Annotated in this window: 20 protein-coding genes; 15 read left to right on the top strand and 5 right to left on the bottom strand. The window is 57.8% G+C overall.

Annotation, left to right across the window (positions count from 1 at the left end; genetic code table 11):
• Nucleotides 1-2 precede the first annotated feature (2 nt).
• The 10 genes from JXO48_07225 (at nucleotide 3) to JXO48_07180 (ending at nucleotide 8,651) form a co-directional block, all read left to right on the top strand.
• Nucleotides 3-485, top strand: a complete 483-nt coding sequence (locus tag JXO48_07225; GenBank protein ID MBN2283666.1) for a transcriptional repressor — start codon at nucleotides 3-5, stop codon at nucleotides 483-485.
• Entirely contained in the window at nucleotides 482-1,366 is an 885-nt protein-coding gene (locus JXO48_07220; GenBank protein ID MBN2283665.1) for a zinc ABC transporter substrate-binding protein, read from the top strand. The genes JXO48_07225 and JXO48_07220 overlap by 4 nt, the downstream gene beginning before the upstream one ends.
• A 15-nt stretch (nucleotides 1,367-1,381) precedes the next feature.
• Nucleotides 1,382-2,140, top strand: coding sequence for a metal ABC transporter ATP-binding protein (locus tag JXO48_07215; protein MBN2283664.1), 759 nt, complete (start codon nucleotides 1,382-1,384; stop codon nucleotides 2,138-2,140).
• Nucleotides 2,133-2,981, top strand: coding sequence for a metal ABC transporter permease (locus JXO48_07210; protein ID MBN2283663.1), 849 nt, complete (start codon nucleotides 2,133-2,135; stop codon nucleotides 2,979-2,981). The genes JXO48_07215 and JXO48_07210 overlap by 8 nt, the downstream gene beginning before the upstream one ends.
• Nucleotides 2,982-3,145: 164 nt before the next feature.
• On the top strand, nucleotides 3,146-3,967 hold the full coding sequence (locus tag JXO48_07205; GenBank protein MBN2283662.1) for a M48 family metallopeptidase: 822 nt from the start codon (nucleotides 3,146-3,148) through the stop codon (nucleotides 3,965-3,967).
• 25 nt (nucleotides 3,968-3,992) lie between these two features.
• Nucleotides 3,993-4,649, top strand: coding sequence for a hypothetical protein (locus JXO48_07200; GenBank protein ID MBN2283661.1), 657 nt, complete (start codon nucleotides 3,993-3,995; stop codon nucleotides 4,647-4,649).
• A 389-nt stretch (nucleotides 4,650-5,038) separates the two neighbouring features.
• Entirely contained in the window at nucleotides 5,039-6,094 is a 1,056-nt protein-coding gene (locus JXO48_07195; GenBank protein ID MBN2283660.1) for a hypothetical protein, read from the top strand.
• A gap of 27 nt (nucleotides 6,095-6,121) precedes the next feature.
• On the top strand, nucleotides 6,122-6,949 hold the full coding sequence (locus tag JXO48_07190) for a hypothetical protein (protein ID MBN2283659.1): 828 nt from the start codon (nucleotides 6,122-6,124) through the stop codon (nucleotides 6,947-6,949).
• 2 nt (nucleotides 6,950-6,951) lie between these two features.
• Nucleotides 6,952-7,935: an amidohydrolase gene (locus tag JXO48_07185; protein MBN2283658.1), complete on the top strand. Its 984-nt coding sequence runs from the start codon at nucleotides 6,952-6,954 to the stop codon at nucleotides 7,933-7,935.
• Nucleotides 7,932-8,651, top strand: coding sequence for an enoyl-CoA hydratase/isomerase family protein (locus JXO48_07180; GenBank protein MBN2283657.1), 720 nt, complete (start codon nucleotides 7,932-7,934; stop codon nucleotides 8,649-8,651). The genes JXO48_07185 and JXO48_07180 overlap by 4 nt, the downstream gene beginning before the upstream one ends.
• Here the strand turns inward: JXO48_07180 and JXO48_07175 are convergent.
• The gene (locus JXO48_07175) at nucleotides 8,645-9,271 is read right to left on the bottom strand and encodes an alpha/beta hydrolase (GenBank protein MBN2283656.1); all 627 of its coding nucleotides are present in this window, start codon (nucleotides 9,269-9,271) and stop codon (nucleotides 8,645-8,647) included. The two genes, JXO48_07180 and JXO48_07175, sit on opposite strands and share 7 nt — an antisense overlap.
• Before the next feature lie 210 nt (nucleotides 9,272-9,481).
• Here JXO48_07175 and JXO48_07170 point away from each other — a divergent pair, with 210 nt between their 5' ends.
• Complete coding sequence (locus tag JXO48_07170; protein MBN2283655.1) at nucleotides 9,482-11,158, top strand: L,D-transpeptidase family protein; 1,677 nt, start codon at nucleotides 9,482-9,484, stop codon at nucleotides 11,156-11,158.
• A gap of 253 nt (nucleotides 11,159-11,411) precedes the next feature.
• On the top strand, nucleotides 11,412-11,903 hold the full coding sequence (locus tag JXO48_07165; protein ID MBN2283654.1) for a DUF882 domain-containing protein: 492 nt from the start codon (nucleotides 11,412-11,414) through the stop codon (nucleotides 11,901-11,903).
• 28 nt (nucleotides 11,904-11,931) lie between these two features.
• Here the strand turns inward: JXO48_07165 and treF are convergent, their stop codons facing one another.
• Complete coding sequence (gene treF / locus JXO48_07160; protein MBN2283653.1) at nucleotides 11,932-13,491, bottom strand: alpha,alpha-trehalase TreF; 1,560 nt, start codon at nucleotides 13,489-13,491, stop codon at nucleotides 11,932-11,934.
• A gap of 65 nt (nucleotides 13,492-13,556) precedes the next feature.
• The gene (locus JXO48_07155; protein MBN2283652.1) at nucleotides 13,557-14,120 is read right to left on the bottom strand and encodes an acetate uptake transporter; all 564 of its coding nucleotides are present in this window, start codon (nucleotides 14,118-14,120) and stop codon (nucleotides 13,557-13,559) included.
• Nucleotides 14,121-14,321: 201 nt separating this feature from the next.
• On the opposite strand from JXO48_07155, the gene JXO48_07150 reads away from it, so the two are divergent.
• Both JXO48_07150 and JXO48_07145 read left to right on the top strand, forming a co-directional pair.
• Nucleotides 14,322-15,053 carry a hypothetical protein gene (locus tag JXO48_07150; GenBank protein ID MBN2283651.1) on the top strand — a complete coding sequence of 244 codons (732 nt, stop codon included), beginning with the start codon at nucleotides 14,322-14,324 and terminating at the stop codon, nucleotides 15,051-15,053.
• A gap of 18 nt (nucleotides 15,054-15,071) precedes the next feature.
• Entirely contained in the window at nucleotides 15,072-16,400 is a 1,329-nt protein-coding gene (locus tag JXO48_07145) for a M20/M25/M40 family metallo-hydrolase (GenBank protein MBN2283650.1), read from the top strand.
• An 88-nt stretch (nucleotides 16,401-16,488) separates the two neighbouring features.
• Here the strand turns inward: JXO48_07145 and JXO48_07140 are convergent, their stop codons facing one another.
• Nucleotides 16,489-17,436, bottom strand: a complete 948-nt coding sequence (locus JXO48_07140; GenBank protein ID MBN2283649.1) for an MBL fold metallo-hydrolase — start codon at nucleotides 17,434-17,436, stop codon at nucleotides 16,489-16,491.
• Nucleotides 17,437-17,708: 272 nt separating this feature from the next.
• Here JXO48_07140 and typA point away from each other — a divergent pair, with 272 nt between their 5' ends.
• Nucleotides 17,709-19,532 carry a translational GTPase TypA gene (gene typA / locus JXO48_07135; protein ID MBN2283648.1) on the top strand — a complete coding sequence of 608 codons (1,824 nt, stop codon included), beginning with the start codon at nucleotides 17,709-17,711 and terminating at the stop codon, nucleotides 19,530-19,532.
• A gap of 39 nt (nucleotides 19,533-19,571) precedes the next feature.
• On the opposite strand, the gene JXO48_07130 is transcribed toward typA, so the two are convergent.
• Nucleotides 19,572-21,764, bottom strand: a 2,193-nt coding sequence (locus JXO48_07130; GenBank protein MBN2283647.1) for a Na-K-Cl cotransporter, incomplete at its 5' end; no start/stop codon positions are given.

Here is a 21,764-nt window from a genome sequence, read left to right as displayed (position 1 = left end):
TCATGAACGGCAATAACGGACAGTGCGATGCCGCTTCGAGCCTTCGACGGGCGGGGCTGAACCTGACGAAACAGCGTTTGATCGTTCTCGGAATGCTCATCGACGCCGAAAGGCCCCTGACGGCCGGGCACATGATGGAAAAACTCAACAATGTTCAAAGCATAAATAAGGTAACCGTGTATCGCACGGTAACGACATTGAAAGAAAAGGGCATTATCAGGGAAATCCCCACGGGCGACGGGGTCAATTTCTACGAAATGGCCTGTGTCCACAACCCCCCGCACCCTCATTTCTATTGCAGGCTCTGTAAGAAAATGACCTGTCTCGAAGCGCAGGACATCTTCGGCGACGGGGACATATGGAAAGAACTGGCGGCTTCCCGGGTCGAAACGGTCAGTATCAGTATCACGGGATTGTGCGAACAATGCCGATCCCGTTACCGTTCCGGGCGGGGAAGACCGGCATCGGGCAAGGAACGGACATGAGCGACTTTTTTGTAACAGCTCGGAGATCAATGATATTTATGGCGGCGCTGATCCTCCTGGGCATGCCGGGAGCGGCACGGGCGGAGGCGACCCCGGTCAGGATATTTGTCAGCATTCTGCCCCAGGCGTATTTCGTTGAACGGATCGGCACCGATAAGGTCGATGTCAACGTGCTCGTCGGTCCCGGCCAGTCACCGGCCACCTATGAACCGACGCCGAAACAGATGGCGAACCTTGGTGTTTCCCGCGTGTATTTCCGGATAGGGACACCCTTCGAAACAGGATTCATCGAGAAAATATGGAGGAATTTCAAGAAACTGGAGATCGTCGACACCCGGAAAGGGGTGCCGCTGCTGTACTTCAGGCACCACGGCGAAGCGGAGGAACCGGATCCGCATATCTGGCTTGATCCAAAACGGGTGAAGATCCAGGCGGCGACCATCTGCCGGGCGCTTTGCGCCATCGATCCCGCCGACAGCGAGCACTATTCCAATAATCTCCGTGCCTTCCAGGAAGACCTTGATCGCATCGACGCCGAGATCGCAACGGTCCTCGAACCCTACCGGGGACAGAAAATATATGTCTTTCACCCCGCTTTCGGCTACTTCTGTGACTCTTACGGCCTGGTCCAGGAGGCTGTGGAGATCGAGGGAAAGGAACCGACACCCCGGCAATTGTCAGGACTGATATCAAGGGCGCGGCAGGAGGGAGTACGGATCATCTTTGTACAGCCCCAGTTTTCTCGAAAGGGCGCCGAGACCATCGCCCGCGAGATCGGCGGCGCCGTCGTTCCCCTCGATCCTCTTTCCGGGGATTACCTGCAGAACCTGAAGGAGATGGCCGCGCTCATCAGGACATCGCTGAACCGGCAGCGGGAATAAGGAGGATGCGGTAACATGACAGATCAGCCGGTTATAGAAGTTCGGAACGTCTCGTTCACCTATGACGGGTTCCCCGTTCTGGATCGGGTGGACCTCACCGTCATGGAATACGACTTTCTTTCCATTGTCGGTCCCAACGCCGGGGGGAAGACAACCCTCCTCAAGCTGATCCTCGGCCTCCTCAAACCATCCCGCGGGACCGTCAAGGTGTTCGGGCAGATCCCCGAGAAAGCCCGTCACCGGATCGGCTATATGCCCCAGCATACCGCTCTTGATCCCCTGTTCCCCGTCAGTGTTCTTGACGTGGTCCTCATGGGCCGCCTCGGCATGAGAGGAGGGATGGGGTTCTTCAAAAAGGGAGACCGGGAGGCGGCAATGAAGGCGCTGAGAGAGGTCGAAATGGACCAGCTGACGAAACGTTCCTTCGCGGCACTTTCCGGCGGGCAGCGCCAGCGCGTCCTCATCGCCCGGGCCCTGGTCTCAAGCCCCGACATCCTGCTCCTTGATGAGCCGACCTCGAACATCGATATCGCCGTGGAAACGGAACTGTTCGATATGCTGAGCCACATGAACAGAAAGATCACCATCGTCCTGGTCACCCATGACATCGGGTTCGTCTCCCAGTACGTGAAGCACGTCGCCTGCGTCAACCGGAAAGTGGTGGTCCATCCGACCAGCGAGATATCGGGAGAAATGATCAATGAGATCTACGGCACCGATGTCAGAATGGTGCGACACGACAGCGATACCATGAAGAGGATATGCGATGTCTGAATTTCTGACGGATCTCGGCCGGCAGACGTTTCTCCAGTATGCCCTTCTGACGGGCATCCTGGCAAGCGTAGCCTGCGGTGTCATCGGCAGTTACGTGGTCACCCGGCGGATAACCTACATTGCCGGAAGCATCGCCCACAGCGTGCTGGCCGGTCTCGGGTTCGCGCGGTACTGCCAGGTGGTGTACCACTGGGAATGGTTTGATCCGCTCATTGGAGCCATGGCGGCGGCAATCATCTCGGCGCTCGTCATCGGTGCCGTCAGCCTCAGGGCGAAACAGCGGGAGGACACGATCATCGGTGCCGTCTGGGCCGTCGGTATGGCGCTGGGCATCCTGTTCATCTTCCGGACACCCGGCTATAACGAGAACCTCATGAGCTATCTCTTCGGCAACATCCTCCTCGTTTCCGCCGACGACCTGCGGCTTATCGCGGGCCTTGACGTCATCATTATCATCGTCGGGCTCTTCTTTTACAATCAGCTTCTCGCCGTGTGCTTCGACGAAGAGTTCGCCCGCCTTCGAGGACTGAACGTGGATGCATACTATCTCATGCTGCTCTGTCTCACGGCGCTCACGGTGGTCCTGCTGGTAACCGTTGTGGGGATCGTCCTGGTCATCGCCCTTATTACCCTGCCCGCCGCCGTGGCCGGTCATTTCTCAAAAAAACTCTGGCACATGATGATCATATCGGGATTGCTGACCGTGTTCTTCACCACCGCCGGACTCGCCTGCAGCTATGGCCCGGACCTGCCGGCGGGGGCCACGACGATCGTCATTGCCGGCCTGGTGTACCTGGTGGTCACGGCCCTTTCGTCGATCCTGCACCTGAAGCGCTCGTAAGAGAAGGAGGGTCACCCGCCGATGAAATGTTCAACCCGGACCGTCACCATATACCGTCGAAAAGAATGTCCATTACAAAATGACCGGAAAGATGGTATAAAAGTTCCTACATGGACATTACGAACAGCACCTGACGGTGGATCACACCATGAAAGGGGCATGATATGACAAAACGAGCCCGGATTATCTGTGTGTTCATCATTGTTTCATTCTTTCTGTTCGCCTGCACCACCGTCCCCATAACCGGACGAAAACAGCTCAACCTGATACCAGCACAGACCATGCTGTCTCTGAGCCTCCAGCAATATGACGAATTCCTTAAGGCACACACCGTGAGTACCGATGAACAGCAGACGGCGCTGGTCAACAAGGTGGGGGGCCGCGTCAAGGCAGCGGTGGAACAATATTTTACCGAGAACCGAATGTCCTCCACACTGAAGGAATTCGAATGGGAATTCAACCTCATAGAGAGCGAGGAGATCAATGCCTGGTGCATGCCCGGCGGTAAGGTCGTGGTATACACGGGCATTCTTCCTTATACCCAGGATGAACAGGGGCTTGCCGTCGTCATGGGCCATGAGATCGGTCATGCAGTCGCCCAGCACGGCAGTGAACGGATGAGCCAGATGCTGGCCGTTCAACTGGGCGGCATGGCACTCTCCGTCGCTCTCTCGGACAAGCCGGAGGAAACGAAAAAGCTCTGGATGATAGCATTCGGTCTCGGTTCCCAGGTAGGATTCATCCTGCCGTACAGTCGTCTCCAGGAAAACGAGGCGGACCGACTCGGCCTGACTTTCATGGCCATGGCGGGCTACGACCCGAACGGCGCCGTTTCGTTCTGGGAACGGATGTCGGAAAAACAGGGCGGAAAATCACCACCGGAATTCATCAGCACCCATCCCTCTGACCAGACCAGGATCAGAAATATTAAGGCCCTTATTCCCCAGGTGATGCCGTACTACGAACAAGCAAAGACAAAAGGATAGATGTTGGTATAAAGGAGGGAGTTTCATGAAGATCGTAAAAAACATTCTGATTCTTGTTGCGGTGCTGATCATACTGCATCTGGTACTGACGGGGATCAACATCCTTGAGAACGGGGTCGGCGGGTATGACGGCAGGTCAATGGAACGGATCTTGAAAAAATCCCCCGAGGCAGCCACTGTTGAGGATATAGAAGCTCTTCCAAAATCAGAAATCTCGCAGCTCTTTCTCGCGGCACCGGCTCCCGATTTCAAGAGCATGCGGGGCGAATACCGGGCAAAACTCATCCATATAGGGACCCAGGCCTTCATGAATGAATTTTATGCACACCACATGATGGGACCTGGTCACTGGGAGGCCAAGGCGTTCATTCCCACGGGATCAAAGTCCGGATGGGGATACAATGTTTTCACCGTCGGCGAGGGGTATAATGCCGCAACGGTGAGAACGATGAAGATGGACACCTTCATCGGTCCCTCCCGATTTGACATGAATGAGTCCTTTCACCTCGTTTATGCCGCGTATAATGAAGGGCTGAACCATTCCATGCGCGATGAGATCAGGAAGATAAACGACCGGCTCTATCTCGGGGTTGGGTGTCTCGCCTGGAATTTCGACATAGCAAATCCCGCCTTTTTTCTCCTCTATGGAAAACCGGACAAATGGGTCGGGCCGGACAGCTGAGGTCGAAACCCACCGGTAAATGTATTGAATCGCTTAAACGGGCAGGAGGAGGTTTTCACAGCGAATCTTCTCCTGCTCCAGTCTGTTCGTTACCTTGAAAAGAGAGAGATGGTCAAAATCCCGAAAACACCCGTGTGATCCGAAGGCCACAGGCCCGACGGGGTCTTGTCGTCCGGTTCGTCACCTCCCCGCCTGATTCTGTCAAGAAATCTCATGACCCGTTGTCGTGCATACCGATCCCGGTCAAGAAAAAATGCGGGCCGGACCGCATCCGGTCTTGACTCGGGTGCGGCTTTCGTGCAGAGTTATTCACCAGGGATCGAGCTTGCAACGGACCCGGCAATCAATACAACAATCGAACAGGCAACGATGCACGAGAGGTGACCGGTATGGAAAAGTACATGGAACGCGACAAGGTCATGACGGCGACGGAGGCCGTCAACCGATTCATCACCGACGGCGATTCACTGGTCTTTGCCAATTGTCTCACCGCGATGCCCCTGGCACTGGTGCATGAAGTGATCAGGGCGGGCAAACGGAACCTCATGGTCTTTCAGCAGGGCGGGATCGAGGAGATCGATCTCATGGTCGAAGCAGGGATCATTGACCGGCTGGTGCTGGCCTACAATTTCAGGGTCGGCGGCAAGCGGCTGACACCGCCGCTTGACCGGGCCTTGAAGGAAAAACGTGTGCGCGTCCAGGAAATGACCAATTTCACCCTGCTCAGCATGATGAAAGCCGGCGCCATGGGGTATAACTTCATCCCCGTCCTGCCCGGCATCAGGGTGACGGACGTGGTGAAACGAAAAGGGCTCCTGGGAGATGACTGTTTCGGCGAAGTGCGGGACCCCTTCAACGGCGAATCGGTCCTCGTCGTGAAGGGATACAATCCGGACTGCGCCCTGATGCATGTCCAGCGCGCCGACCGGGCCGGCAACGGCCAGCTCTGGGGCGCCATGATAAACAGCAAGTGGGCGGCCCTGGCGGCGAAGAAGATCATTCTCTCAACGGAAAAGATCGTGGAACGGGAGGTCATTCAGTCCGCGCCTCACCTGACCATTGCACCGGCCCACAAGGTCTGCGCCGTCGTGGAATGTCCCTGGGGGGCCCACCCCTCCGAAGTGGCAGGATACTATGATTATGACCTGATCTTCCGTGCCCTCTTCTATGCCTCGGTGGGCTCACCGGATGCGATGAAGGCCTGGATGGACGAGTGGATCTACAACATCCCCGGCCGGCCTGAATATGTATCCCATTACCTCGAGAAATTCGGAAAAAAACAGATGGACCGCCTGCTGGCACAACCGTTCCCCAGCGTACCGGCGGATTACGGCTTCCCCTTCACTCGGGAATGGGATGACCAGGGATATTCTGAAAAACTGGGAGTGAACATGGCGGAATTTCTCAAGATGCTCGACGAGCGGGGCGTCTTGCTTGAAGGATAAGGAATCCACGAAAAGGAGCGCATTATCATGACTATCAGATATACTATCGACGAACTGATCGTATACCGGGCGTCACAGGAGATCAACGACGGAGAGATGGTGGTCATCGGCCAGGGAATCCCCATGGCCGCCGGGGTGCTGGCGCAGAGAACCCACGCACCGAACACGATCATCCTGACCGAAGCGGGGATGGTGGGAATCGACCCCTTCAAGGTTCCGCTTCATATCGCCGACCCGAGCTGCACGCGCGGATACACATACGGGTGCGACATGATAGACATCTTTTCGACCATCATGAACCACGGGTACGCCGACGTGGCCTTCCTGGGCGTGGGGCAGATTGACCGCTTCGGCAACATGAACAGCAGTTACATCGGCGATCCCGAGGATTTCGAAATGCGCATGATGGGGGCCGGGGGGGCGCCCGAGTTCGCCGGTTACGCCATGAGAGGTGTTCAAACGATGCGCGGCGGAGAGTTCGTGGAGAAGCTCGATTACTTCACAACACCGGGCTATGTAACGGGTGGCACCAGCCGGTATGAGGCCGGTATGCCCGAGGGGTCCGGTCCCAGCGCTCTCATCACCACAAAGGGGGTCTTCAAGTATGCCGCCGACACGAAGGAAATGTACCTCGCCGGCCTTCACCCAGGGGTCACCATCGATGATGTGCTTGCGGACATCCCCTGGGACATCCCCGTGGCCGACGAACTGGAAATAACGGAACTCCCCGGCGAAAGGGAGCTTGAGATCATCAGGACCTTTGCCCCGGAAATATCCATGGGACGGCAGCTCCAGATCGAGACGGTGGTCACCCGGGTCATGCGGGTCCTCTCGGAAGCCGCGGGAGGGAAGTAGCCATGGCAGGATCATACCGGATCATCGACGCGCTCTGCTATCTCCCGACGGAAGAGGTCATGGTGGACCTGGTCGTCTCCCTGCCTCCCCAGATGGCACGCTACCTCAAGGATATTTTCGGGCCGCGGGTCGGTCCCCTGCTGGGGATGGAGGCCGCGGAACTCTACGACATGAAAGTGTCCCTCACGGTGGACGAGCTGAGAAAGGCGATCGCACCGAAGATGCGGCCGCTTACCATGTCCGTCGATGCCTTCGTTGAGCAGCTCGACACCATGGGTGTCGAGCGCGCCGTCATCTTCAAGCTCGACGAGGAAACCCCCAGCGGCATCCCCGGGCTGCCCAACGACTATTACGCAGAGGTGGTCCGGAACTATCCCGACAGATTCATCGGCATCGCCGGCATCGACCCCCTCAAGGGAATGGCCGCGGTGCGGGAGATCAGGAGAAGTTACGACCTGGGGCTCCGGGGCATCGCCGTTCGCCCCTTCATGTTCGGCATCCCTCCCCATCACGCGAAAATGTACCCGCTCTATGCGACCTGCGTCGAACTGGACATCCCCGTGTGGTTTCACCTTTCCATCAATTATTCCACTAACACCATGGAAGTGGAACGGCCCATCTATCTCGATCTCGTCGCCCAGGACTTCCCCGAGCTGAAGATCATCGCGGGGCACGGGGGATGGCCCTGGGTAAATGAAATGGTGGCCGTGGCATGGAGAAACTCCAACATATACATTGACATAGCCTCCTATATCCCGAAATACCTGGCCATGCCGGGAAGCGGCTGGGAACCGCTCATGAAGTTCGGGAATTCCATTCTCCAGGACCGGATCCTCTTTGCTTCCACGTGGCTGTTCATGGGGGCAAGCATCAAGGAACTGGCGGACGGCGTCAGGGAGCTTCCCCTGAAGGAAGAGGTCAAGGACAAGTGGCTCTATAGGAACGCCGCCCGGCTTTTCGGCGTCGAAAAGGACGACGGCCAATGAAAACAGCGATATGGGAGCGGAACGGCACCGTCGCTGTCGTCACCATGACCCGGGGTGAGAACCGGCACAACCTTGCCTTCGCCCGGCACATGTGCGGTACTTTCGACGAGATCCTCGGGGACCCGGCGGTCACCTCCGTTGTTCTCACCTCAAGTGACGCCTGCTACTGGTCGGTCGGCGTCGATGTCGACTGGGTGGCGGAGCGGCTGTCCGAAGGAGATCAGGGCTCGGTCCGGGAGTTTCTCTACGCGCTCAATGAGCTTTTCAAAACCATGCTCGTCTATCCGCTGCCTGTCATCGCCGCCATAAACGGACATGTGGCGGCGAACGGCCTGGTGCTCGCCTGCGCCTGCGATTTCAGGTTCATGCGGAAAGACCGGGGATTCGCCCGGTTCCCCGAGGTCGATCTGGGTATTCCCTTCCTGCCGGGAATGATCGAGATAACGGCAAAGGCCGTCCCGCGTCACCTCTTTGAAGAACTGAAATATACGGGCATCAGGATGACGGCGGCGGTCCTCGAGGAACATCATGTCATTACAAAGGCCTGCGACACGGAGGAGCATCTCCTTGAGGAGGTGTTCCGGTTCGCCCGGTCGATGAACAAGAACCGCGCGGTCTTCGGTGAAATGAAACGGCGGATGAACCGCACCATCATCCGCGTCATCGACGAGGAGGACCCGCCGTTCATAGAAGGTGGAAAACTCTGGTATCAGTGAGCGGGGGCACTGTTCTCCAGATAGTCCGAAAGATACTCGCAGATCGCCCGCTCATGTCCGAAGTAGAAATGGTCTGCACCTCGTATGATCTCGAGGCGGGCACCGACGCCGCCCGCGGCCTCCTTCAACGGGCCAAGAGGACAGAACTGGTCCCGGTCTCCGCAGATGATGAGTCCGCAGCGGCCCGCCAGGGGAGAAAAATCGAATTCCATGAAATCGATCGGCGGTGAGACCACGATAACATCGGAAAAGTCTCCCCCTTGTGAACCGAGTAACCGGGCGTTCACCCAGGCCCCGAAGGAATATCCCGAGAGAACGAGTTCCGTGGCCCCCGTCTTCCGGAGAGCGGCACAGGCCGCCGCCACATCGTCCTGTTCACCGATGCCGTTATCAAAAAAGCCCCCGCTCCGGCCGACCCCCCGGAAGTTGAACCGAAGCGTCCGGTACTCTTTGCCTTGAAACGCGGCGACCATGGCGGAGACCACGTTGTTGGCCATGCTGCCTCCCATCTGCGAATGGGGATGGGTGACAACGGCCCCCTTTACGGTTCCGGCAACGCCCATCAGCCCCTCGAGTTTGATGGTCCCGGCATTGAAAAAAACGGATCCTTCCTTCATCATGATCTCTCCCACCGTAGCATGCCCCCCTGTCCACTGAGGGATCCGGGCGGTGCCCCTTTCATAGCATAAATCACGCCCGGAGCCTACCGGTTGTTTCCTCCCGCGCCTGGTGACTCCGCTTGAAGAAGGGCTCCCGACTATGCTAACCTGCACCGGCACGACCGACAAAGCGTTATCGGCACCGATGACGAGAGGGGAAAAGGACTATCTGTGACGGGTATCGGGCGATTTCGAGCGGCGGTGATCATACTGAGCGCCGCATTTCTGCTGTACGGCGGTGATGCCGTCGCCGGGTATTTTCTGGCACACCTGCGGGACGGCCTGCAAACCCGGCTCGACAGGCCCGTGCTCTCTCCTGAAATCGCAGGCAATGCGGCGATCCTGTGTGACCCCCTTCTTCTTCACCGTTTTTACAAGGAACGGGACTTCAGGCCGGCCTGGTTCGACCAGACGGGGATCTCCACGCAGGCAGACGCCCTGATCGCGAGGATACGAAGGGTGTCCGGGGACGGCCTGCGGCCTGATGATTACCACATAGCCCGCATCGAGGAGCTTCTCTCGCTCGTTCATGACAGCGAATCCCTGGTCAGCAGTTACGATCTCTTCGTGGACCTTGACATCCTGCTGACGGACGCCTTCTTCGCCTGCGCGTCGAACCTTCTCTCCGGCAGGGTCAGTCCCGAGATCACATATATCATCTGGAACGGATCGACCCGCGAGGCTGATCCCGTGCATCTTCTGAACACCGCCATCGGATCCTTCGATGTCGAATCGACCCTGGACAGCATGAACCCTCCCCATGAGGGGTATCGGCTCCTGCGAACGGCCCTGGCGCGATACCGGGAGATCGTCATTGGCGGTGGCTGGCCGCCCGTTCCCGCCGGTCCCGCACTGAAACGGGGAGACCGGGACGAACGCGTTCCGTCGATCAGGGAGCACCTGCTCCGGACGGGGGACCTGGAGCTCAACGATCCCGCAGACCCGACCGTGTTCGACAAGGAGTTCGAGCAGGCCCTCCGGCGTTATCAAAAACGCCACGGTATTCTGGAAGACGGCGTCATCGGTCCGGTGACGACGGCACGCCTCAATATCCCGGCAGAAGACCTGGTGGTAAAGATCATCCTGAACATGGAGCGCTGGCGGTGGCTCCCCGAAGACTTTGGTGAAGAATACATCATGGTCAATATCGCCGATTTTACCCTGCAGGCATACCGGGATCGGGTGGTGGAACGTGCCATGCGGGTCATTGTGGGAACCAATTACCGGCGGACCCCAATTTTCAGCAGCGTCATAACATCGGTCATACTGAATCCCGCCTGGTACGTGCCAGCAACGATCGCCGTCGAAGACATCATCCCCCAGATATTGCGGAACCCCCGCTACCTTGCCGACAGAAATATTCATGTCCTGGAAAGCTGGCGGCACGATGCTCCTGAGATCGATCCCGCCACGGTGAACTGGGAAACCTATCAGGCATACAACTTCCCCTACCTTCTGAAACAGGATCCGGGTCCCCTGAATCCTCTGGGACGAATCAAGTTCATGATCCCCAATAAATTCGACGTGTACCTGCACGATACCCCGCAGAAGGAGCTCTTCGAAAACATACGGCGGGGATTCAGTTCCGGGTGTATCCGTATCGAAAAGGCCGTGGATCTGGCAGAGTTTCTTCTCTGTGAAGAGCCCGCGTGGAACCGCAAAACAATAGAAGAAACCATCGCTTCCGGAAAACGCCGTGAGATCAAACTGAAAAAACAGGTGCCCGTTCACCTTCTCTACTGGACGGCCTGGGTGGATGACAACGGACAGGTGAATTTCCGGGAGGACATCTATGAACGGGACACCATTCTCAGCGCCGCCCTCCATGAAAAACCACCCGGATTCTGATCGTATTCTTTTCCTTTGTACCCTCAATATAAACTCTTGTAATCGGTCGGTTTTTCTGTTATAAGAACGCAACCGATCGATTCGGAACCATGCGCCTGAAGTGATGTAACTATTTGAAATGTAAGGGTATTCTGCTGACTTGAAGAAGAGACCGGTGAAAAACGGCACCTTTAATGATGTAGCGGCATTTTTCGAGCCGTGCAGCCGCCGTTCTTTTCTCAAGACAACGCTTCTGGCGGCCGCAATCCTTCACATACCACGTCCCGTCCTTTCGGCCGTAACGACGGCCCCGTCATCGCAGAAGGACTGCTTTCTCTACATTTACAACACCCATACGGGAGAGTTTTTCAAGGATGTCTACCGGTCCCGGGGTATCTACCTGCCGGAATCCCTGGAGATGCTCAACCGCATACTTCGCGACTACCGGACCGGGGAGGTCACGCGCATCGATCCGGAACTTTTCGACCTGCTTCACGCAATCCAATCAGGCGTGCAGACAAAGGAAGCCTATCATGTTGTCTCGGCATATCGGACCCGTGAAACGAACGAATATTTGCGGAAGATCGGCCGGAAGGTGGCCCGGAACAGCCTCCATATAGCCGGGAAGGCTGTTGATGTGTACCTGCCTGATGTCGCGCTCTCCACCCTGCGCAAGAAGGCGGTACAGTTGAGGTCGGGAGGCGTCGGCTATTACCGGCGCAATCACTTTGTCCACATCGACACGGGGAACATACGCTACTGGTAGCGAAACCGGGAAACACACCACCAGTTGATCATTTGCCCGTCCCCTCCGACACCATTTTCAGGAACACGCCGTTGGTCCAGCCGAAGCCGTCCTGATCAGGATACTCACCGCCCCCGTCGGCGAGCGTCGTATCGATAACGTTGTACTTTTCCATCATTCTCCCGGTATTTTTATATACCTTTCGATTGAGCTCCACCCAGCGCTTTACGATCGTGCCGGCCAGTTTCTTGTGATCATAGTTCCGCAGGCCCTGAACACTGATCCACTGGAGCGGCGCCCAGCCGTAGGGAGCATCCCACTGCTGCCGGGACCCGAGGGCCAGCGTCGTTACCAGCCCCCCCGCACCCAGGAACTCGTCCTCGATCCGATCGGCGACGGCCTCCGCCTGGTCCTCGTCGGCCATTCTGAAAAACAGGGGAAACATGCCGGCCAGGGAGAGAACGGGGGTCTGTTTTTCCAACCTGAAATCATAGTCCCGGTAAAACTCGTCTTCCTTGTCCCAGCAATAGGTGTTTACCGCCGACATCCGCTGCTCCGCCATATACCGGTAATACTGTTCCTTCTTGCGGTCGCCCGCGATACCGTGGGCCTTGGAGAGGGTCATCTCAAGATTGTAGAGAAGCGCGTTCAGGTCCACCGGGATAATATGGGTGGTATGGATGGTGTCAAGCCCGGAGCCGGCGGCAAGCCATCGATTACTGCAATCCCACCCCGATTCCGCGGCCGCGCGGATGTTCCGGTAGAGTTCCCGCGGGTCGAGATCGCTGTCACGTGCGCGCATGACATCCTGATAATATGATTCCGGCCGCGGCGATGGATCGTCATCCCAGTAACGGTTCAGGATCCCGCCGTCGGGCATCAGCACCACCCGGCGTTCCTCCCTGTTCGAACGACCCAGTTTTTCAGCACCGTCCATCCAGAAGCGGTACTCCTTTTCAAGAAAGGGAAGATATTTTTCATAGACGGCATCTCCGCGCTCTTCGGCGAGAAGCGACACCATGAGGGAGAAAAAGGGCGGTTGTGAGCGACTTTTGTAATAACTGCGGTTGCCGCTGGGAATAAAGCCGATCATATCGATCAGGTACGCGAAATTGTCAACCATGTTTTCCATCATGTCGACGCGCCGCTGGGCCTGCAGGCCGAGCATGATGAAATAACTGTCCCAATAATAGGCCTCTCGAAATCGCCCCGCCGGCACGATGTGGGGGTGAGGAAGTGAAATGAGCGATGACCCATCCTTCGTTTCAAGCTGCCGGGTCAAAAACGGCCAGAGGCGGCCGATATGCTCCTCCACCGGCATGGCAGGGTCGCTTTTGAACGTTCCCGGAACATCGGAGGGAACATCAAAATGCTTCGTTACGAATATTTCCAGGAGCAGGCGGTAACTCTGCATGATCTCACGGGGCGGGTACTTCGGCTGACTGTCGCAAAATGCTTTCGAATCCTGGAAGACCCGTTCCATCTCCACGGCATCAAAAAGACTCCCGAATTCTTCCGCCGGTTGTATCTCCGCCGCCGCCGCCGGCCCGGAAAAACACAGGCAGGCAAGCACTGCCGCCGACACGATCAGGATCTTTTTCAATAACATAACCCGCCTCCTCAAAAAGAAAAAGGCCCGCCGATGTATGCCCGCGGGCCTTTTCCGGCACTTTATCAGTTCAACCAGGGTTTGCCCGCCGGGAGGACATCTCTCCCGAAGACATCGCCCAGGATAATGTGCGCCATTGTGTACCAGGCCATCAGGGCGCAGGCCATCAGTTCGTAACCGGCGATCTTCGTAAGGGACGGATGCCCGAAGTGGGCGAAATCAAGAAGGATGAACCCGATCAGCAGGAGCGTGAAGGTAATGGCGAGGGCCCCATTTATCCTCATCGAGCCGATCCACATGATCGCCGTATAGATGGTAAAGGCCACCAGGAACCATCCCACATCGGTGGTGTTCGCCTTGTAGATCTCAAAGTGGTTCAAAAGGAGAATAACGGCAAGCGATATCCAGAAGGCTCCGTACGTGGTGAAAGCGCTGTAGCCGAAATTATTACCCGTTTTCATTTCCTGCAATCCGGCGATCATCTGCGCCAACCCCCCGAAGATCAGCCCCAGGGCAACGACCGGACCGGCACCGCACCACCCCACATTGTGAAACTGCAACACGAGCGTTGTCAGACCGAACCCCGCGAGCCCCACGACCGCGGGATTCCCCAATTTCGTTTCAGACATAAAACACCCTCCTTTTGTATTTTCACGCCTAATAGCATAAATCAGGACGCGGGGCGACACAAAAGTGATCGACGGCGCCGGAAGGAACGGCCACTTCGACATTGACAGAAGGAAAGACTCCTGTATATGTGGTCATGAACGGCAATGTTAAAACCGCGGCGGGTCGGGTCCTGCCGCGCGGCGCAGGGAAGGAAGACAGCGGTGTCGGAATTTCTCCTCGCATACTGGGACCAGAGGGAAGATGCCGTGTACCGCCGTTCCCGCGAACTGGCCAGACACAGGCCCTCCGAACGGGACCTGGAACTGTCGGCCATCAGGGCAGCCGTCGTGCTTCACACGGCCGACCTCAGTGACGAACATCTCGCCGCCCTTGCCTCCATTATGGTGGATGAACTTTACAAGGCGGCGAATCGCGAGATCGTTGTCGTCGATGACGCCCTGTTCCAGTTCCTCGAAGCGAGTGCCGCCGTGTTCACGGGGGAACTTGTGGAACGGGGATTCACCCTGCATTTTCTGGTTGATAACAGTTTTCAGGAGTGGTCCGGCGGCATTGTACGTCCTTTTGAACTGTTCCCGAAATGGTTCCAGACAGCGGGACTGACCTATATCTGCCCGCAGTACATTGCGCTCCGGATGATGGAGGAAAAGGGTATCGACCGGTCCCGGTACCTGGATTCGCTGGCCGAATACGATGTCGCCGCCCGGTATCTGGCGAGCCGTTTCGTAGGCCGGTGCCACGAAGAGAAACAGCATTACATTTTTCTGGACACCCGGTGGAACGAAGAAGCCTTCGACCAGTCAATGACCGTCCGGAATGAACCGGGGACCATCACGGTCATCCGCACCGATCCTCCGGTGGTAGGAAGCAAATGCCGCGTCAAGTGCGTCGACCGGGACGGGCAGTCCATGTTCATACCGGCAGGATTACGATAGGAAAGGTGGCCGTTTTTCATGGTTTCCTTCAGAAACAGGCAGGACATCTGGGAACAGCCCGCCGCTCTGCTGCGGGACCTCATCCGTTTCGACACCACCAACCCCCCGGGAAACGAAAAGGCCTGCGTTGACCATATCGACGCACTGCTCACCGGCGCCGGGTTCTCCACCCGGCTCGTGGGAAAGGATGAGAACCGGCCCAACCTGCTCACGCGGCTGAAGGGAAGGGGCGATTCCCCGCCTCTCATGCTGTACGGCCATGTGGATGTGGTCACAACGGAAGGCCAGAAATGGACCCACCCTCCCTTTGAGGGAACGGTAGCCGACGGGGCGGTCTGGGGTCGCGGCGCGCTCGACATGAAATGCGCTGTTGTTATGATGCTCTGCGCCCTTCTCAGGTCGGCAGCCGAGGGATTCACGCCCGCCGGGGACGTGGTTCTCGCCGTTCTGAGCGATGAAGAAGCGGGCGGACATTACGGGGCACGATATCTGGTTGAACACCACGGAGACTATTTTGAGAACATCAGGTACGCCATCGGAGAGTTCGGCGGCGCTTCCCTGTACATCGGCGGCAGGAAACTTTATCCGGTCCAGGTCTCGGAAAAGCAATCCTGCCATATCCGGGTGACGCTCCACGGCCCCGGCGGTCACGGCGCCCGTCCCATCAGAGGCGGGGCCATGGCGAAAGCGGCCCGGCTGCTCGATGCTCTTGACCGGCACATGCTTCCGGTACACGTGACACCCGTGACACGGAGCATGATAGAAACGATCGTATCGGCCCTCCCATTTCCGAAAAATCTTGTGCTGAAGCAATTGCTCCATCCCCCGATGACGAACGTGATACTGAACCTCCTCGGCGAGAAGCGCCAGTTCCTCTGCCCGCTGCTGCGAAACACGGTCAGCGCCGTAATGATCCACGGCGGGAACAAGCACAATGTCATCCCCAGTGAGATATTCATCGATCTGGATTGCCGGCTCCTGCCAGGATTCACTCCCGGGGACATGTTCGAAGAGTTCCGGCACATAGCGGGAACCGACATGGATATCAAGGTGGTCTCCTTCGAACCCGGTCCCGACACGATCGACATGGGGCTCTTCGATACCCTCGGACAGATCCTGCGCGACGCGGACCCTGACGGAACACCCCTTCCCATGCTGCTGCCCGCCGTGACGGACGGACGTTTCTTCGGCCGGCTCGGCATTCAAACCTACGGGTTCACCCCCATGAACCTTTCCCCCGATTTCAACTTCTTTGAAAAGATACACGCCGCCGATGAACGCATACCTATCGACGCGCTGGAATTCGGAACGCGGGCCATGTACGAACTGGTCCGGCGCTACCGCTGACCCCATAATCCCGCAATCCCTTAATCCTATTAACCCGTAATCCGTAATCCATAATCCATAATCCGTTAGATCGGCGTCACGAATTTCTTTACCGCAGCCGTATCGGCCCCAGCCCGTTCCGCTCTATTCGATCTTCTCCTTCGAGCTTGATAAGGTGGCTCTCGATGATGCCGCAGCCGGGAAAAAAGTGAAGGATCTCATCCCGGAAGAGGGCGGCGTTCAATTCCAGGAACGTCTTCGACCCCGTTGAAAGGGCTTCAAGCAGGATCGCCTCCCGTTTCATCAGCTTATCGCGGATCCGGCCGATGCTGTGCGAGGCTCTTTCCATGACCGGTCCATGGGAGGGGATCAGAAGCGATGCGTGTTTCGATTCCATTGCATCGAGGCTTGCCAGATATGCCGTCAGTCCGCCCGATGAGGGCGTATACCAGGCCGGGCTTATTCCGACCAGATCACCGGGAAGCAGGATCCCGGTATTTTTTTCAAACAGGGAGATATGGCCCGGTGCATGGCCGGGTGTCAGGAGCACCTCAAAGGCGAGATCACCCAACCGGAGAATGTCCCCTTCGTGTATTCCCTCGACCTCGTCAGCGGCGCACATGGAACAGCCGAAGTCATCAAAAAAACGAAAGAGATCAAAGTCCTGGTGCTGATCCCGCTGTGCGTAGACATCCTTTGCAAGGGGAATATCGAAGGAATAATGCAATTTCGAGGGGTCCCGGCATGATCCAACATCCCGGGTGTGAACGTACACCCGCGGCGCGGCCGCCTCGAGCACATATTTCATCGCGCCCATATGATCGGGGTGCGCATGAGAAAGGACGACCGTATGGAGGTCTTCAAGACAAAGGTGCAGTGTTTCGAGGGCGGCATGAAGGTGGTCCCGCCCCGACGTTCCTCCTCCTCCCACATCGATCATGGAAAACCCGTTTGTATCGGGGATGACAAAAAGATTCGCCGGATTCGGCCAGAGGTGGCTTTCGGCGAAAACAACGGTGATCCCCTGAACATCAGCATAATGAACGGTCCCGCCCATTATTGTTCCTTCGCCTCGCAATGAAAAATCATGGTGGATCACATCCCGGTAAACCCCGAGCACTGTCGCACTGATCCGGACATTTGTCAACAACCGGTTGCCCGTAACGGGGGGAAACGCACGTTTGAAGCCGCTACGGGGAGCACCGTTCTTTGCGGCGGGTCTCATCATCACCCCGGTCGAGTAAAAAAACGAGTGGTTATTCCCCCCGCTTTCTGCTACAAGGCGTCTTTCGATCCGGCCGGTGCCGGCGAAAGAAACGGAAAAAGGACATGCGCAAAGAAACCTTTCGAAATATCGCGATCATCGCCCATGTGGATCACGGGAAGACCACCCTGGTGGACGGAATGCTGAAGCAGAGCGGTATTTTCCGGGAAAATCAGGATGTTATGGAGCGGGTCATGGATTCCATGGACCTCGAAAGGGAACGCGGGATCACCATCATGGCCAAGAACACGGCCATCTGGTACGGCGGCGTGAAAATAAATATCGTCGATACCCCCGGTCACGCCGATTTCGGCGGCGAGGTCGAACGCAGTCTGAACCTCGTTGACGGGGTCCTGCTGCTCGTCGACGCAAGCGAGGGTCCCCTTCCCCAGACGCGTTTCGTCCTGCGCAAGGCCCTCGCCAGAAAGCTTCCCATCATCGTGGTCGTTAATAAAATAGACCGCCCCGACGCCCGGATCGGCGAGGTGGTGAACGAAATCTACGACCTTTTCATCGACCTCGATGCGAGCGAAGAACAGATAGAATTCCCGATCCTTTACACGAACGCAAAAACGGGGGTGGCCCATCGCGATCCGGACGACGGTGCCGATGACCTGCGGCCCCTGTTCGAGAGCATCCTTGCCGCCATTCCGGCGCCCGAGGCGGATGATTCCGAGGTCCCTCAATTTCTGATCACCAATCTTGACTATGACCCGTACGTGGGGCAACTCGCCATCGGCCGCCTGACGAACGGGACCCTTGAGATGAACAGGACCTATGCCCTGTGCGGCGCGGAGGAGATCATTCCGGGAATAACATTTTCGGCCCTATACAGTTTCAACGGTCTGAAGCGGGTATCCGTCGACCGTGTCGAGGCGGGAGACATCATCGCCGTGGCGGGAGTGGCGGCCATGGCCATCGGCGACACCATCTCATCGGCGGAGTCCCCCCGCCCGCTTTCCCGCATTTCCATCGACGAACCCACGGTATCCATGATCTTTTATGTGAACAACAGTCCCCCCGCGGGCAGGGAAGGAAAATTCCTGACCTCGCGCCACCTGCGGGAACGCCTTGAACGTGAGGCGCTGCGCAACGTGGCGCTGAGGATCAGGACCCTCTCCCGCAGGGACATGTTCGAGGTCTGCGGCCGCGGAGAACTGCAGATGGCGGTCCTTATCGAAACCATGCGCAGAGAAGGGTATGAATTCATGGTCTCCAAGCCGCAGGTGATCGTCAGGGAAGAGGGGGGAACGATCCTTGAGCCGACGGAACGGCTGCTGGTCGACATTCCGGAAGAGTTCATCGGTATCGTCACGGAGAAACTGGCGGAGCGAAAGGGTCGCATGACCAACCTGATCAACAAGGGAAGCGGGCGGGCGAAGCTGGAATTCATCATACCGTCACGGGGCCTGATCGGCTTCCGCAGTCATTTCCTGACCGACACCAAGGGCGCCGGCGTCATGAACACGATATTCGACGGCTATCAGCGCTGGTTCGGGCCTATTCCCCAGCGGGCGAACGGCGCCCTGGTCGCCGACCGGGCCGGCAGGGTGACCACCTATGCCAGCATCGCCATGGCCGACAGGGGCGAGCTTTTCGTGGATGTGGGCACGGAGGTGTACGGCGGCATGATCATCGGTGAGCGGAACCGGAGCGGCGACCTGAACGTGAACATCACGAAGGAAAAACATCTGTCCAACGTGCGAAGTTCCACGGCGGAGGCCACCGTCTCACTGCGGCCGCCGCGCCGCCTGTCGCTGGACCAGTGCATCGAGTTCATCGCCGAGGATGAGCTCCTGGAAGTAACACCCCTGAACATCCGCCTGCGGAAAATGGAGCTTGACAAGAACAGGCGGCCGATGAAACAGAATCCGGGTGGCAGGGAATAGAATGAACCTGTCCCGGGGAATGCCGGGCCGGTCTCCCGGTCACCGCTCCGGTTCCACGGCGGCGATTCCTTTTTTCTCATCCTCTTCTTCGCCGTTCGGCTGCAGGAGTTCTCCGATAAAAACACTTGAATTTTTTACGAAGAACACGACCGGCAGGTCACCCGCCAGATCTTCCAGACGCTGGGCGTAAGCGTCCTCTTCCCCGGGCGCCGGCATGGCGAGGCCGAAGATGACGACCTCGGCATTGGCGCTTTCCTGATGGATCAGATCACGGATGCTTTTCTCCGGTGACCGCAGAAAGACCTGCGCTTCCGCCTTGATCCGGATCTCGGGCAGCAGTTTCTCCAGGTACCGCTCAGTGTTGGTCTTTGCCAGTTCGCTGGAGGCAACGCTCAGGACCCGTATCCGCGCATCATCCCACTCCGGATTGAGGGTGAGCAGATACCCGAGCAGCAGCATGAGGTCCCCGTTCTGTTTGAGGCCGCCCCACCACACATGGATCGTCCGTTCCACCCCTTCGCGGGGGAACAGGTACCGCGGCTTGATCCGACCGATGATGAAGGATTTTTTCAGTTTTTCAAGGCGGCGCATCACCTTGAGAAAATCGATGAACAACGGGCGCTCCTTCGGCCATCCCACGAGAATGGTATTGCTCTCGATACCAGCCATTCCGTTCGCCTGGGAAACATCGGTGATACCTTCCACGATGTTCTCCATGACATGGAATTCCGCGAAGACGGAAAGCCCCTCGCCGCTGAGCAGCCTCTGGATCTCCTGCTGCTTTTCCATAATGTCGACGTCATCCTGGAGCAGGTCTCCCACCATCAGGTGGCAGACGGTCACGATACCCCGGTCCTGGCTGAACCAGTTGCCGAACCTGACCAGGTCGAGGTGCGCGACGGGATCGGACACGAAGACAAGGACGTGGGGCCGCCAGTTCCGGGCGCTCATGGGCCGGTCGGCAAGGCGCAGGAGGGCCCAGCGGATCAGTGATTCGTATATCCCCCGCCGTGCGTCCCCCCACCGGGCGGTATGATGCCGTTTCGACAGGAGAAGCCAGAGGAACAGCTCAAAGATGATGGCAATGACACCCGCTACGGCGTTGATAAGAAAAATGACGGCGATGCAGGCGATCCCGCCGGCGAGATTGACGGCCCAGGGAACCTTCAGTTTCGGGCGCCATGATGTATCGCCGCTCAGGGTCTCGAGGGCCGCCACGATATTGATCATGCCGTAGGTGGTCAGGAAAAACACGGTGACCACCGTCGCCACGGCGTTCAGGTCGCCGAGAAAAACGGCCCCCAGGGAGATCATCAGGGAAAGAACGAGTCCCGGAAGCAACTCCCGCCGGTCCCCCGTCGTCCACCCCAGGAACCGGGGGGCCAGGTGGTCCTTTGCCAGGGCCTGGAGCGTGCGGGGAGCACCCAGCATGGAACCGACCGCCGACGAAAAGATGGCCCCCCACAGGCCCGGCAGTATCAGCAGGGCTCCAAGGGGGACAAGGGAAAGCCAGACGAGGACGTTACCGCGGAGCTCCTTTGCGTCGACACCTATAAAAAGCAGAATGGGAACGATGAGGTATATAGTAAAACCGGTCAGTACCGCCGCTATCGCCCCGATGGGGATGGAGCGTCCGGGGTCTTCCAGGTCTCCCGAGAGGCCCAGGCCCGCCATCACCCCCGTGACGGCCGGGAAGAAGATGGCGAACCCGATCCAGAATCCCAGGTCGCCGGAATGATAATCGAGAGGGAACGGTTTCCCCCACCCCTGTGACAGCGTGCCGGCGGCAAGGGCCAGGAGCGATACACCGATCAGGACCATGACGGGGATCTGCACCTTCAGGGCGAGCCGGGCACCCGCCATGGACAGGAGACCCACGGCACTAATGATCACGAAGGTGGCCGTCTGCACGGGAATCTCAGGCCAGACGAACCGCAAGGATTCGGCAAGACCGTATGCGTAGAGGGTAACGGAAAAGACCTGCGACAGATAGAGGGGCAGGCCGATGGCGCCGCCGATCTCCAGCCCAAGGCTGCGGGATATGATGTAATAGGCGCCGCCCACACCGACCCGTATATTGGTTGCCACAGAGGAGAAGGAGAGGGTGGTGACCAACGTGATGGCGTTGGCCAGGATGACGATGATGATAATGCGATAGAGCCCCAGGTGTCCGACCAGCCAGCCGATCCTCAGATACATGATCACGCCCAGGATCGTCAGGATCGTGGGCGT

The sequence above is a fragment of the Deltaproteobacteria bacterium genome (genome assembly GCA_016933965.1).
GTDB lineage: Bacteria > Desulfobacterota > Syntrophia > Syntrophales > UBA2210 > JAFGTS01.
This window is presented reverse-complemented; position numbering and strand designations above follow the sequence as displayed.

Excerpts from the sequence above, each read along its gene's own strand:
- JXO48_07155 (MBN2283652.1), bottom strand. The coding sequence starts at position 14,120 with ATGTCTGAAACGAAATTGGGGAATCCCGCGGTCGTGGGGCTCGCGGGG.
- JXO48_07205 (MBN2283662.1), top strand. The coding sequence starts at position 3,146 with ATGACAAAACGAGCCCGGATTATCTGTGTGTTCATCATTGTTTCATTC.
- treF (MBN2283653.1), bottom strand. The coding sequence starts at position 13,491 with ATGTTATTGAAAAAGATCCTGATCGTGTCGGCGGCAGTGCTTGCCTGC.
- JXO48_07195 (MBN2283660.1), top strand. The coding sequence starts at position 5,039 with ATGGAAAAGTACATGGAACGCGACAAGGTCATGACGGCGACGGAGGCC.
- JXO48_07215 (MBN2283664.1), top strand. The coding sequence starts at position 1,382 with ATGACAGATCAGCCGGTTATAGAAGTTCGGAACGTCTCGTTCACCTAT.
- JXO48_07225 (MBN2283666.1), top strand. The coding sequence starts at position 3 with ATGAACGGCAATAACGGACAGTGCGATGCCGCTTCGAGCCTTCGACGG.
- JXO48_07180 (MBN2283657.1), top strand. The coding sequence starts at position 7,932 with ATGAAAACAGCGATATGGGAGCGGAACGGCACCGTCGCTGTCGTCACC.
- JXO48_07140 (MBN2283649.1), bottom strand. The coding sequence starts at position 17,436 with ATGGGCGGGACCGTTCATTATGCTGATGTTCAGGGGATCACCGTTGTT.
- JXO48_07145 (MBN2283650.1), top strand. The coding sequence starts at position 15,072 with ATGGTTTCCTTCAGAAACAGGCAGGACATCTGGGAACAGCCCGCCGCT.
- JXO48_07175 (MBN2283656.1), bottom strand. The coding sequence starts at position 9,271 with ATGATGAAGGAAGGATCCGTTTTTTTCAATGCCGGGACCATCAAACTC.
- JXO48_07220 (MBN2283665.1), top strand. The coding sequence starts at position 482 with ATGAGCGACTTTTTTGTAACAGCTCGGAGATCAATGATATTTATGGCG.
- JXO48_07200 (MBN2283661.1), top strand. The coding sequence starts at position 3,993 with ATGAAGATCGTAAAAAACATTCTGATTCTTGTTGCGGTGCTGATCATA.
- typA (MBN2283648.1), top strand. The coding sequence starts at position 17,709 with ATGCGCAAAGAAACCTTTCGAAATATCGCGATCATCGCCCATGTGGAT.
- JXO48_07210 (MBN2283663.1), top strand. The coding sequence starts at position 2,133 with ATGTCTGAATTTCTGACGGATCTCGGCCGGCAGACGTTTCTCCAGTAT.
- JXO48_07185 (MBN2283658.1), top strand. The coding sequence starts at position 6,952 with ATGGCAGGATCATACCGGATCATCGACGCGCTCTGCTATCTCCCGACG.
- JXO48_07190 (MBN2283659.1), top strand. The coding sequence starts at position 6,122 with ATGACTATCAGATATACTATCGACGAACTGATCGTATACCGGGCGTCA.